This is a genomic window from Nakamurella panacisegetis (genome assembly GCF_900104535.1).
In the GTDB taxonomy this organism is placed as follows: Bacteria; Actinomycetota; Actinomycetes; order Mycobacteriales; family Nakamurellaceae; genus Nakamurella; species Nakamurella panacisegetis.
In genome coordinates this window covers 1356105-1368401 of the sequence record NZ_LT629710.1, presented here as the reverse complement: position 1 = coordinate 1368401, position 12297 = coordinate 1356105, and the positions used below count along the sequence as shown (strand labels likewise).

The following is a 12297-nucleotide window of genomic DNA, read 5'->3' as shown; positions in this document are numbered from 1 at the left end:
GCTGCGGGTCGGCCGCGACCTGCGGACACGGCCGTGACGGCCGCTCCGCTGGACGCAAGGATCCCGTTACCCCCGACCTGAGCACCCTACTTGCGCGGGGCCGAATCCCACCACCGTCAAGGTCGGGTTCAGGTCGTGCCAGGGCGATCGGCGCCGGTACCGCGGGCTGCGCGCGGTCGGTCCCGGCCCGTTGTGTCCGATACGGTGACGGGTGTGTCCAAGAAGACCAAAGAGCGAGTCTCGACCGTCCCGTCCGGCGTTGCGGCCGGCGACAACCCCCGTCGCCCGTGCCCGTGTGGTTCCGGCCGCCGTTACAAGGCGTGCCACGGGGCGGCCGACGCGGCGGAGATGATCGTGGCCCGGCCCTTCGAAGGTCTGCTGGCTGAGACCGAGTTGATCGCCCTCCGGGAGTTCGTGCCGTCGGCCACCGTGCCGCTCACCCTCCAGCAGCCGGTCGATGGTGTGCCCTCGATCACGTTGGCCACGGTCCTTCCGGCCGCGGCCGCCGCGCTGACCCGGTCCGATCGCTCGATCCTGCTCGGGATGCAGGTGCAGACCCATTCCGGTGATCTCTCCCGCGATCTGGCGGCCGCACTGGAATGGGCGCTCGCCGCCGAGCCGTCCAGTGTGCTGCCGGTCGTCGGCCGTGCCACCGAGGGCAAGCGCTTCCAGGATCTGGTGGTCAACGAGCCGTTCGACGTCACCGTGCACGATTCGTTCGGCTGGTGGCTGGAGGCCGAGCCCGAGCCGGGGAGCGAGGTCGCGCTGTCCCTGGAACGGGCCAACGGGGCCATCATGCCCACCGCTCGGGTCGCCGACCTCCCCGGTGTGTACTGGGTCGACGCCGGCGAGAAGGCGCACCTGCGCTGGGTCCGCCCCGAGGACGAGGCACCCCTGATGGCCGCCCTGGCCCGGTTGTCGGTCGACGACGAACTGGACCTCGGCGACGGGTCGCGGTACGTCGGTTCCTTCCGCGCCCACGGTCGGCTGGTCCCGGTGTGGGACCTCGACCGCGACGCGCACCCGAGCGAGTGGGACGGCCCGGCGAAGGAATTCGCCGCCCGGTTGGAGAAGGCCCTCGCCGTCGACGAGCCGATGACGTCGGCCCAGCGCCGTGCCCGTGACGGCATCCTCGGTCGACAGTTCACCCTGCGCTGAGGCTGTCCTCCGGCGCATACATTCCTGCCCAGCGCAGACAGAAGTGCCCGTTGGGAGCCGGATCCGGCTCCCAACGGGCACTTTCGTCTGCGCTGGGCACTGCTGTATGCGCTGGGCACTGCTGTATGCGCTGGGCACTGCTGTATGCGCAGGGCACTGCTGTATGCGCAGGGCACTGCTGTCTGCGCAAGGCACTGCTGTCTGCGCACAATAGCGGCGTGCGCTCCCCGGCGGCCCAGGGGACTACGGCAGCCAGCTGACGTGCCCCTTGAGCAGGGGATACGCGACCAGCGTGACGGTGTCGATGAGCGAGTGCGCGATGACGAGCGGCCACAGCCGCCGGAACCGCAGGTAGAACCAGCTGAAGACGATGCCCATGATGGCGTTGCCGACGAACGCGCCGTAGCCCTGGTAGAGGTGATACGTCCCGCGGAGGAACGCGCTGCCGGCGATGACGGCGGCCGTCGACCAACGGAGCTGGCGCAGCCGGGTGGTCAGGTATCCGACCACCAGCACCTCCTCCAGGAAGCCGTTCTCCAGAGCGATCAGGACGGTGACCGGAACTCGCCACCAGACGTCCGTCATGGTGGAGGCCTGGACCGTCAGGCTGTACCCGAAGTGCTGGGACAACAGGTACAGCCCGAGCCCGGGAATGCCGATCACCGCGGCCAGCCCGAAGCCGAGCCCGATGTCCCACCCCGGGCGGCGCAGGTTCAGCCCCAGCCGACGCGACAGGCTGAACCCGGCGCGCCACAGCAGATACAACCCCAGCGCGCCCTCGGCGAAGCCCCGGGTGATGCTCAGCAGTTGGTAGACCAGATCGATGTAGCCGACGGTCGACTTCGGTGCGGCCACCGCCACCACGTAGTGGCTGATCACGGTCTTCGCCTGGTTGGCCTTGATCTGCGTCTCGATGAGCTGGACCAGCGAGGTCAGCCCGCTCATCCCGAGCGTGATCAGGAAGACGATGGACAGCTCGGTGCCGATGGACCGTCGGGTGTCCTGGCGGTCCGTGAGCTGGAAGTCGTCGACGGGGTCGACGCTGTACCAATTGCGGCGGCTCGGCGATGCCGAGGGGGAGGTAGTCATGGCGCCCACCAGCGTAGGCCGCTCTCACTGGGGCCGATGTGGGTGCTCGGACCGCCCGGGTCGGTCTTTCGCCGAGGTAAGTGATCCTTCCCGGGCGGCCCGGAATTTGCTCGCCTTACCGCGGGTGCACAGCAATCGTTGGACAGTGAACGGGTCGGACACAGGGAACCGACAGGCCCGGCACACGTCTTCCTTCGTCCGGCGTGATCGGACGACGGGGCAGACCTGAGCTGTCGGGTGGGTTCGTGAAGTGATCGTGGATCGTCGAAGGAGCTTGGTTTGCGGAATCGTTCGCGCGTCACCCGGCGTCGGGTCGTCGTGCTGTCCCTGGTCGCCGTGGGCACGTTGCTGCTGACCGCGTGCACCGGCGGCAGTGGCGGCGCCGTCGCAACGGTCACCCGACAGGTGACGGCTCCCGGTCACGCCTCGAGTTCCGGGTCCCCGGGGGCTGGGTCCGCCGCCGCCCCGACGGCCGGTCAGACGTCCGGCCGCGGCTCGACCGGCTCGTCCGCCAACCCCGGTGTTCCCGCGTCAGGGGTGCCGGCGAACGACAACGGCGGTGTTCCGGCCGGTGGCACGGAGCCTGATGGGTTCAAGATCACGAAGTTGAAGCGGGGGGAGAAGGCGCCGCAGTTCATCGTCTTCAGCTTCGACGGCACCGGCTGGGACGCCAAGTGGCAGTACTGGTTCGGCATCATGCAGAAGGTCCCGCTGCACTTCACCGGATTCCTCTCCGGGACCTACATGCTCAGCGACGCGACCAAGGACAAGTACACCGGGCCCGGGCACGCCACCGGTAAGTCCTCCATTCCGTGGGATGCCCCCTCGGACATCCCGGTCGAGATCAACAATCTGAACAAATCGATCTCCCTCGGCAATGAGGTCGGCACACATTTCAACGGACATTTCTGTGACGACAACGTGCCGGGTGGGAATCAATGGGATTCCTCGGACTGGAACAATGAACTCGATCAGTTCTTCTCGCTGGTCAGGAACGTCGACGTGAACAACGGAATCACCGCCAAGTTGAATATCGCGGCGGCGGAGATCAAGGGCGAGCGGACCCCGTGTCTGACCGGCCACAAGGCGGACCTGTACCCGGCGCTCGAGGCGCACGGGATGGACTACGACAGCTCGTTCACCCGCACCGGACTGTCCTGGCCGGTGAAGAGCGCGGACGGCAAGATCTGGGAAATGGGGATGAGCGAGTTCCCCATGCATGGCACGGGACACCCGCAGATCACCATGGACTACAACTTCTACGCCCAGCAGGAGCCGGACACCGTGGCCGGCGGGGCCGCTCCGTCCCCGGCCAAGAGCGCAGCCGACTCCGCGCAGGTGCTCGCCACCTACGAGGACATGCTGAAGGCGGCTCAGACCGACGGCGTCAACGAGCCGCTGATCATCGGAAACCACTTCAACGACTGGAACAACAATGCATACTCGAACGCGGTCGGTAACTTCGCGTTGGCCGAGTGCGGCAAGACCGGCGTGCACTGCGTCCCGTTCCGCGATCTGGTCGATTGGATGAACGCTCAGGATCCGGCCGTGCTCAAGGCGCTGCAGAACCACCAGTCCAACCTCGGCGGCTGCCCGTACCTGAAGTGGCCGAAATGCGACGGCCTCATCCGGTACTGAGTGATACTGGGTACTCATGCCGTACTCACAGCTTCGGGCCCAAACAGGCCCCCCGAATTTTCACCTGACGGATCACTGGAGGACTTCTTGATGTCACGACGGTCATGGAGAACGCGAGCGCGGTTCGCCGGGATGGCGGCGGCGGTGTCGGTCTCCCTGGTGGTGTCGGCGTGCACCAGTTCCAGTTCCGACCAGGCGGTGACGGTGACCAGCAATCAGACCGTGGCCGGTACCTCGTCCGGTAACTCGGCCGCCGGCTCGACCTCGAAGTCGGCTGCCACCGGCAAGGGGACGACGACCCGGACGTCACCGACGTCCAAGCCCACGAAGACGGCCGGCACGACGACGGCTGCGACCAGTGGCGCCCCCGGGGCCATGCCCGACGGATTCGTCCCGACCAAGTTGAAGGCCGGGGAGAAGGCACCGCAGTTCATCGTGGTCAGCTTCGACGGCGTCGGCTGGCACGAGAAGTGGCAGTACTGGTTCGACATCATGCAGAAGGTGCCGTTCCACTTCACCGGCTTCCTCTCCGGCACCTACATGCTCAGCACCGCGACCAAGACCAAGTACCAGGGACCGGGACACGGACCCGGCAAGGCGTCGATCAGCTGGGCCGAACCGTCAGACATCCCGGTCGAGATCGCCGACATCAACAAGTCGCTGGCCGAGGGCAACGAGATCGGCACCCACTTCAACGGGCACTTCTGCAGCGACAACGCGCCCGGCGGCAACGACTGGAACACCGCCGACTGGAACAGCGAACTCGATCAGTTCTTCTCCCTGGTCAAGAACGTCAACGCCAACAACAACCTGCCCGCGAGCGTGCAGCTGAACCTGCCGGCCAGTGAGATCAAGGGTGAGCGGACCCCGTGTCTGGAAGGGCATGCCGAGGATCTGTTCCCGGCGCTGAAGGCCCACGGCATGACGTACGACAGCTCGTTCACCCGTCGCGGCATCTCCTGGCCCACGCAGTCCAAGCAGTACAAGATCTGGCAGATCGGCATGGCCGAGTTCCCGATCCACGGGACCAACCACTTCCAGATCACGATGGACTACAACTTCTACTACACCCAGGAGAACGCCAGCTCGAACGGCGTCTCCGTGGACCAGAGCAAGAAGGACTCGGCCCAGGTCACGGCGACCTACCAGGACATGTACAACGCGACGTACAACGGCAACCGGGCACCGCTGATCCTGGGCAACCACTTCAACGCCTGGAACAACAACGCCTACTCCGACGCCATCGGCAACTTCGTGCTGAACAACTGCGGCAAGCCGGACACCTACTGCGTTCCCTTCCGCGACCTGATCGCGTGGATGGAGATGCAGGACCCGGCCCGGCTGGCCCAGCTCCAGGCGCAGAACCCCGAGTTGGCCGCCGGCTGATCCTGCGGCCCCGCCGACGGTCCGGTCGTCCGCTTTGACGATGCTCGGACGACCATGGTCGGCGGCGGCGTCCACGGTCGTCGACCGGGCCAAGTCCGGTCGGGCGCTGGGTACGGCTGGCAGAATCGGCGTCATGGATATCGCTGACGCCGTTGCCTTCATCACCGAGAACGACCGCGCCGTGCTGGCGACGCGCAAGAGGGACGACCGGTTGCAGATGTCGCCGGTCAGCGCCGGCGTCATCGACGGCAAGATTGTCATCTCCAGCCGGAGTCATCTGGCCAAGGTGGCGAACCTTCGACGGAATGCGGCGGTCTCGGTGCTGGTCTTCACGACCGGCTTCTTCGGACCATGGGTCCAGGTCGACGGCACGGCCGAGATCGTCGAGCAACCGGAGGCGCTGGACCTGCTGGACGAGGTCTACCGGGCCATCGTCGGTGAGCACCCGGACTGGGCCGACTACCGGCGCGCGATGATCGCCGACCGCCGGGTCGTCATCCGCATCACCCCGCAGAGCGCATCCGGCCAGCTGTAGCCGGCGTCGCTCCGGCAGCACAGCGCCCCCTGAGCCGTTGGCTCAGGGGGCGCTGTTTCTCACTCCGCGGATCGCCGGCGTGGGCTACCGATCCGCGCAGGTCAGCAGGCTGCCTTGTACGCGGCCGTGGTGCTGTCGACGTTGGCCGAGGTGATGATGGAGAAGCCGGTCTGGATCTTCGGGGTGACCTTGCCGCCGTCGAGACCCGCGACGGCCTGGTCCAATCCGTCGACGCCGATGGTGTCCGGTTGCTGGGCCACCAGGGCCTGAACCGTTCCGGCCTTGAGCGCCTTGATCTGGTCCGGGCCGGCGTCGAAGCCGACGATCGAGACCTTGCCCGACTTGCCGGCCTGCTTGATGCCGGTGGCCGCGCCCTCGGCGGCGAACAGGTTGGTGGCGAAGATGCCGACGATGTCGGGGTCCTTCTGCAGGGCGGCCGTCACCAGCGACGCGGCCGTGGCCGGGTCGTTGTGCGAGTACTGGACGCCGAGGTAGTTGAACGACGAGTCGGCCTTCGTGGCCGTCTCGAAGCCAGCGACCCGCGCATCGGTGGTGGAGATGCCGGGATCAACCGAGATGACGAGAACCTTGCCGCCCTTGGGCTGCAGACCCTTGATCGCGGTGAAGGCCGCCTTTCCGCCGCCGACGTTGTCGGAGGAGACCTGCGAGACAGCGAACGACGGGTCGTTGACGGTGGTGTCGACGAGAACGATCTTGATGCCGGCGGCTGCTGCCTTGGCCAACGGCGCCTGCATGGCCTTGACGTCGGTCGGGGCGATCAGGATGGCGTCCGGCTTCGACGAGACGACCGAGTCGAGGATCGGGGTCTGCAGGGTCGGGTCGAACTTGGTGGCGCCCTGGGTGTTCACCGTGACGCCGAGCTTGGCCGCCTCGGTCTGGATGCCGCACTGCATGGTGATGTAGAAGTTGTCACCGGCCACGCCCTGGATGAAGGAGATCTTGTAGTTCTTGCTGGCCTTGGTCGGCGCCGCGGCCGAGGAGCCCGCAGAGGAGGAACCGGCGGCCGAGGAACCTGCGGCGGACGAACCGGCCGCCGATGAGGCTGGGGCGGCGGAGGACGACACGACAGCCGGGGCGGAGGCCGCGGCCGAGGTCGCGGCGGCGGCCGATGAAGTGCTGCTGGCGTCGGATGGCTTGGACGACGAACATCCCGCCAGTACCAGCGCCATGGCGGCGCTGGCGGCGACGCCGAGGACGAGGGACCGCTTCATTGCGTTTCCTTTCACTTTTTGCCGGCCGGCTTTTTACCGGAACGGGAGGATCTTGCGCCGCGAAGAGCCGCGGCCCGTCGGGTCTGGTCGATGTACACGGCGGCAATCAACACCATGCCGACCGCGACGCCCTGCCAGAATGGCTGGACACCGATGATGACGAAGCCGGATTGCAGAACGGCCGGAATGAACAAACCGACGATAGTGCCGAACATGGAGCCCTCGCCACCGAACACCGACGTGCCGCCGATGACGACCGCCGCAATGACATTCAGGTTGGTGAGGGATTGGCCGGCAATCGTCGTGGTGCCGAACTGCGCCAGGTAGAGAACTGCTCCCAAGCCGGCGAGAACTCCGGCCAGGCAATAGACCTGGATCAGATGTCGATCGACCTTGACGCCAACCCGCTTGGCTGCCTCGGCGTTCGAGCCGATCGCGTAAGTATAGCGACCGAACTTCGTCCGGTGCAAGAGAATTCCGCCGAGAATGACAACGATCAGGGCAACAAACGGCAACGCCGGGATGCCGAGCACTTTGGTGTAGATGCCGAAATCGGTCAGGGCCGATTCGTCCAGGGTGATGTTCAGGCCAGAGGTGATGACCTGGGCCAGACCCAATGCGGCGGACAGGGTTCCCAGGGTCACGATGAATGGCGGGATCTTGGCCTTGGCCACGAGGAATCCGTTCAACCACCCCCAGGCGCCGCCGGCCACCAGCCCGGCCAGAATGCCCAGGAGAACGGCCCCGCCGCTGGTGCCGCCCATCGCCTCGATCACCTTGGCCGAGATCACCGAGGCGAACACCAGGACGGAGCCGACCGAGAGGTCGATGCCGGAGGTGATGATGATGAAGGTCATCCCGACACCGATGATGGCCAGGACCGAGATGTTCTGACTGATCAATGAGAAGTTGTTGCCGGAAAAGAAGTTCCCGCCGCCGGCGATCGCGAAGTAGGCGACGATGACGAGCAGTACGCCCAGGATCCAGACCGACTGGAGATTGGCCAGCCGCTTGAGCAGCGATTCGTGTCGCTCGTCATCGAGCGCCACTTCGGGCTTGTTGGGGGAAATGATGCTCATGCCGCCGATCCGTTCGAGAAGTCCAGGGCACCGGTCATAGCGCCGACCAGTTCTTCGACCGAACTGCCCTTGGTCGCCAAGGTCGCCACGCGCCGGCCGAGGCGCATCACCTGTACCCGGTCGGACACCTCCAACACGTGCGGCATCGAATGCGAGATCAGAACGACGGCGATGCCTCGGTCGCGTACCCGCTTGATCGTCTCCAACACGTTCTTGGTCTGCACCACGCCGAGGGCGGCGGTCGGCTCGTCCAGGAAGACGACCTTCGAGGCCCAGGCGATGGCCCGGGCGATGGCGATGCCCTGCCGCTGCCCGCCCGACATCGACCCGACCGGCGCGGTCAACGACCGCACCGTGGCGCCCAGTTCGTCGAAGGACGCCCGGGCTTGACGTCGCATCTCCTTGTTGTCCATGAACCCGAACCTTCCGAGGATCCCCTTGGCCGGAAGTTCCCGGCCGAGGAACACGTTCTGAGCCGGGTCCAGATGTGGGGCCAGGGCTAGGTCCTGATAGACGACCTCGATACCCAGAGCCGACACCTGTTGCGGGGTCGTCATCTCGATCTGCTCGCCCTCGAAGAAGACCTGACCTTCGTCGAGCGCTAGATTGCCCGAGAGCGCCTTCACCATGGTTGACTTGCCGGCGCCGTTGTCGCCGATGAGGGCGACCACCTCGCCTTCGTTGACGTCGAAGTCCGCCTCGTCCAGGGCCCGGACGTGTCCGAAGCTCCTGGACAGCCCGCGTGCTTCAAGAATGGGGGTCACCGCGCTGTCACCTCCGTGTAGGGGCGCGCACGCCCGTCGATCACCTGGACGAGGTTGTCCAGACGACGCCTGCCCTCGTCGGCCAGGTAGGCCTTCCGAGTCACCTGATCCATGCCGACCGCGTCCTTCCAGATGGAACGCCCGGCGATGAAGCCGCTCGCACCACCGGCGTCGCACGAGATGCGCAGGGCCGCAGCGAATTCCTCGAACGCGACACCGGCCGAGAGGACGGCCCAGGGCACGGTCAGGGAGTCGGCCAGCCGCTTGCAGGACGCCTCGTCACCCGGGTACTCGACCTTGATCAGGTCGGGCTTGAGCTCGTCCATCAGAATCGCGGCCTCGATGATGCGGTCGGCGCGCTGGGCCGGGGTCGGCGGCTCCTCGCCGGCCAGCGGGAAGATCAGGTTCTCCATGACGCTGGGGATGCCCACCTCGCGGCAGTCGGCGACGACCTGCTTGATGACCTCGAGCACCTCGGCCGTGGTGTCGACACCGTCCGGACCCGGCTTGCGGTCGGCGCGGAGCTGGACGTAGAACTTCAGCGCATCGCCGCCCTGGTCCTTGACCCACTGCGCGTTCAGAGCCGGATCACGGTGTCCGCGGGGCTCTCCGTTGATGGTGCCGCGCTCGGACGGCTCAGCGGCGACGAGGACGCCGTACGGGGCACCCTCCTTCGGAATGCGGGCCAGGCCGGGGACACCGAAGGTCGGGTCCAGGAGATAGCCGGAAGCGCTGCCGCGCAGCGCTTCCACGGTGTCGGCCTTGATCTGGATCAGTTCGTCGTCTGACGGGTCCGGGATGCCGACCGCGTGGTACATCCGCTTGAGCGTGTTCCGCTGATCCATGGCCACGATCGCGAAGGTGTCCTGATCGGTGGCGATGGATGCGAGCCCGGTCCGGGTGGTGGCCGTCATGTGGTGATCTCCTCGAGAGTCTGCGTGCGGTGGGTGTAACGGGCCGCGAAGGCTTCGCTGGGCCCGTCCGGCAGGGCCAGCGAATTGCCGCTGGAATCGCCTGTGGTGGTGAGTCTTTCGGCTACCAATGCGGCGTGCGCCGCAAACATGGTGGCCCCGAATGCGCCGGCCTGGGATCGGTCGGAGAAACGAACATTGGGCAGCGAGGATTCCTTGGATTGCCGGACCGACTGCATCCGGGTCCATCCGCCGGCCACGACCACCGCGCTGGCGGGGCCGATCTCGGCTGCCATCAGGTCGAGGCAGCGGGCTGCCTCGTCGACGGCGTGATCCAGCGTCGCCAGCCAGATGGCGGCCGGGCTGACCGCGTCGGTGGTGACGTTGATGCGCAGGGTGCCGTCGTTGTTGGCGGCGCCCCAGATCCGGATACCTTCGGTGGCCGCTTCGCCGGCCGTGTCGGACAGTTCGCAGGCGGACCGGTCCAGTTCGGCCCGGCGCTCGCTGGCCCCGGCCCCGAGCATGTCCAGGGTGCGGCGCAGCAGCAGCCCGGCCTTGGTGCCGCCGAGCAACAACCGCCGTCCGGCGAGCACGTGGTGCACCGAATTCACCCCGGCCGAGGCCAGTCGGTCACGGGCCGCGGCGTCCAGGTTGCCGTCGACACTGCGGACCAGAGCCTCGGCGGTGCCGAAGGAATCAAAGATCTCGTCGGCTCCGGTGGCACCGCACCCGACCGCGGCCACGGGATGGTCGTGGCCCGCGATCGTGAGCACCGCGCCATGGATTCCGACCGGCACCTCCGGTCCGCCGGCCCGCCCGAGGGGCGTCCCGGCGACGACGCGGGGCGGGATCAGTGAGCCATCGGCTTCGATGGCGGCGAGGGCCTCGGGCCACAGTTCCCCGGTGTCCTGGTCCATCAGGCCGGTCCGTGCGGCCAATGACATCTCCGAGGCGCGCACCCCGCCGAGCCGGTGCACCAGGAACTCGGGAACGTTCAGCCACTGCTTGCCCCGCAGCACCGTTCCCTGGCCGCGCATCCAGGCCAGCTTCGCGATGGTGGCCAGCGCGTTCGCCGGGAGGCCGGTCCGACCGCAGAATTCTCGCAGCAGCGGCACGGGCAGGGCTTGGATCTCGTCACCGCCCCGGGGGTCGAACCAGGCCATGATCGGGTGCACGGCGACGCCCGACTCATCCAGCAGGACACCGGCTTCGGCCATCCCGGTGATGGCGATGGCGCTGACCGACACCGGGCCGACGAGATCGCGGGAGGCCGCGACGGCCCGGTCGAGGAGGGCGAGCACGCCGCTCGCCAACTTCTCCGGATCGGTGTCGGTGAACTGTCCGCCGTGGTTGCGCCACTGGGTCGCACTGGAGACGGAGGTGATCTCCTCGCCGGTGGTCGTGGTGGCCAGCACTTTCGAGTCGGAGGTGCCCACGTCGACGCCCAGCAGGATGGACGTGGTCACGGTGCACCGGCGCCGGTGGTGACCAGGGTGCCGGGCCAGCCCGCACCGGGGCGGCAGGCGATGAGTTCGACGTCACCGTCGATCCGCCAGTCGCCGAAGGCCGCGGGAATGGCGACCACCTCGCCGCGGGTCACGTCCATCGGTTCGCCGTTGGCGCCGGAGAGCGTGCCGGAGCCGCTGCGGACGATGCCGACCGCGAATCCGGCGGGCAGCCCAGGAGCGCCGCGGCCGCCCGGTGCCAACCGATCCAGACGGAAGAAGGGATCCGCGTCGGTGGGCAGCAATCGTTGTGGTGCGGCAGATGTCGAGGTCGGGTCGGTGTGTACGACCAGGCGGTCCAGATCGGCGGCGGTGAAGGCCCGGTGATTGGTCGCGGTCAGTGCGAGCGGCAGACCGAGGCCGAGGTGTGACTCGTCGCGGGTGGAGGTGGTGACGACCCATTCCAGGATGATGGAGAAGTCGGTCGGTTCCTGCACCTCGGTCACGAAGACGCCTTCGCCGGTGGCGTGGGCGGTGCCGGACGGGACGAGGATCCCGTCGCCGGGACGAACCGAGATGCGGTTCATCCGGGAGAGCATCCAGTCCGAGTCCTGTGCGTCGACGCGGCGGGCCAGTTCGTCCGGGTCGACGTCCTGCGCCCACCCGAGCCAGACCGACGGATCCGCTCCGGTGGTGTCCAGGACGTACCAGGCTTCGGTCTTGCCGTACGGGCAGTTCAGGTGGGACAGCGCGAACGAACGGTCCGGGTGCACGTGCACCGGCAGCCGCTGGTCCGGATCGAGCAACTTGACCAGGATGCCGTTGTCGCCGGGGGGTCCGTCCGGCGAGCCCACCCAGGCGACCGGGTCGGCGGCGATCAGGTCACGGAGCAACGCGCCGGTGGCGGTTCGGCTGGGCCCGATCTCCGGCTCACCGGCGCGGGAGGTGGTTGCGGCCAACCACTCCTCGGGACGGCGGGGGGACGGCAGGTCGACTCCGCGCAGCTCGGCGATCTTCGAACCGCCGAGGTAGAAGTGGTCGATGATGTTGGGGGGCATGA

Annotated in this window: 11 protein-coding genes; 4 read left to right on the top strand and 7 right to left on the bottom strand. The window is 67.3% G+C overall.

Going from position 1 to position 12297, the window contains the following annotated elements; translation table 11 throughout:
• Positions 1–213 precede the first annotated feature (213 nt).
• Positions 214–1158, top strand: a complete 945-nt coding sequence (locus tag BLS97_RS05985) for a DUF5926 family protein (RefSeq protein WP_090475087.1) — start codon at positions 214–216, stop codon at positions 1156–1158.
• A gap of 243 nt (positions 1159–1401) precedes the next feature.
• Here the strand turns inward: BLS97_RS05985 and BLS97_RS05980 are convergent, their stop codons facing one another.
• On the bottom strand, positions 1402–2247 hold the full coding sequence (locus BLS97_RS05980) for a CPBP family intramembrane glutamic endopeptidase (RefSeq protein ID WP_090475085.1): 846 nt from the start codon (positions 2245–2247) through the stop codon (positions 1402–1404).
• Between the two features lie 279 nt (positions 2248–2526).
• Here BLS97_RS05980 and BLS97_RS05975 point away from each other — a divergent pair, with 279 nt between their 5' ends.
• The 3 genes from BLS97_RS05975 (at position 2527) to BLS97_RS05965 (ending at position 5806) form a co-directional block, all read left to right on the top strand.
• A complete protein-coding gene (locus tag BLS97_RS05975; protein WP_157695220.1) occupies positions 2527–3885 on the top strand; it encodes a polysaccharide deacetylase family protein in 1359 nt (452 codons plus the stop codon).
• Positions 3886–3975: 90 nt separating this feature from the next.
• A complete protein-coding gene (locus tag BLS97_RS05970) occupies positions 3976–5271 on the top strand; it encodes a polysaccharide deacetylase family protein (RefSeq protein ID WP_157695219.1) in 1296 nt (431 codons plus the stop codon).
• A gap of 133 nt (positions 5272–5404) precedes the next feature.
• On the top strand, positions 5405–5806 hold the full coding sequence (locus tag BLS97_RS05965) for a PPOX class F420-dependent oxidoreductase (RefSeq protein ID WP_090481468.1): 402 nt from the start codon (positions 5405–5407) through the stop codon (positions 5804–5806).
• A gap of 101 nt (positions 5807–5907) precedes the next feature.
• On the opposite strand, the gene BLS97_RS05960 is transcribed toward BLS97_RS05965, so the two are convergent.
• Genes BLS97_RS05960 through BLS97_RS05935 form a run of 6 tightly spaced genes read right to left on the bottom strand, consistent with a single transcriptional unit; the run spans position 5908 to position 12295 of the window.
• Positions 5908–7038, bottom strand: coding sequence for an ABC transporter substrate-binding protein (locus tag BLS97_RS05960; RefSeq protein ID WP_090475080.1), 1131 nt, complete (start codon positions 7036–7038; stop codon positions 5908–5910).
• A gap of 11 nt (positions 7039–7049) precedes the next feature.
• A complete protein-coding gene (locus BLS97_RS05955) occupies positions 7050–8117 on the bottom strand; it encodes an ABC transporter permease (protein WP_090475078.1) in 1068 nt (355 codons plus the stop codon).
• Positions 8114–8881 carry an ATP-binding cassette domain-containing protein gene (locus BLS97_RS05950; protein ID WP_090475077.1) on the bottom strand — a complete coding sequence of 256 codons (768 nt, stop codon included), beginning with the start codon at positions 8879–8881 and terminating at the stop codon, positions 8114–8116. Before BLS97_RS05950 ends, BLS97_RS05955 begins: the two co-directional genes overlap by 4 nt.
• Positions 8878–9795, bottom strand: coding sequence for a hypothetical protein (locus BLS97_RS05945; RefSeq protein ID WP_157695218.1), 918 nt, complete (start codon positions 9793–9795; stop codon positions 8878–8880). The genes BLS97_RS05950 and BLS97_RS05945 overlap by 4 nt, the downstream gene beginning before the upstream one ends.
• Positions 9792–11258 (bottom strand): FGGY-family carbohydrate kinase, encoded by a 1467-nt coding sequence (locus BLS97_RS05940; protein ID WP_157695217.1) that lies wholly within the window; start codon positions 11256–11258, stop codon positions 9792–9794. Before BLS97_RS05940 ends, BLS97_RS05945 begins: the two co-directional genes overlap by 4 nt.
• On the bottom strand, positions 11255–12295 hold the full coding sequence (locus BLS97_RS05935) for a class I mannose-6-phosphate isomerase (RefSeq protein ID WP_090475072.1): 1041 nt from the start codon (positions 12293–12295) through the stop codon (positions 11255–11257). The genes BLS97_RS05940 and BLS97_RS05935 overlap by 4 nt, the downstream gene beginning before the upstream one ends.
• Positions 12296–12297 lie beyond the last annotated feature (2 nt).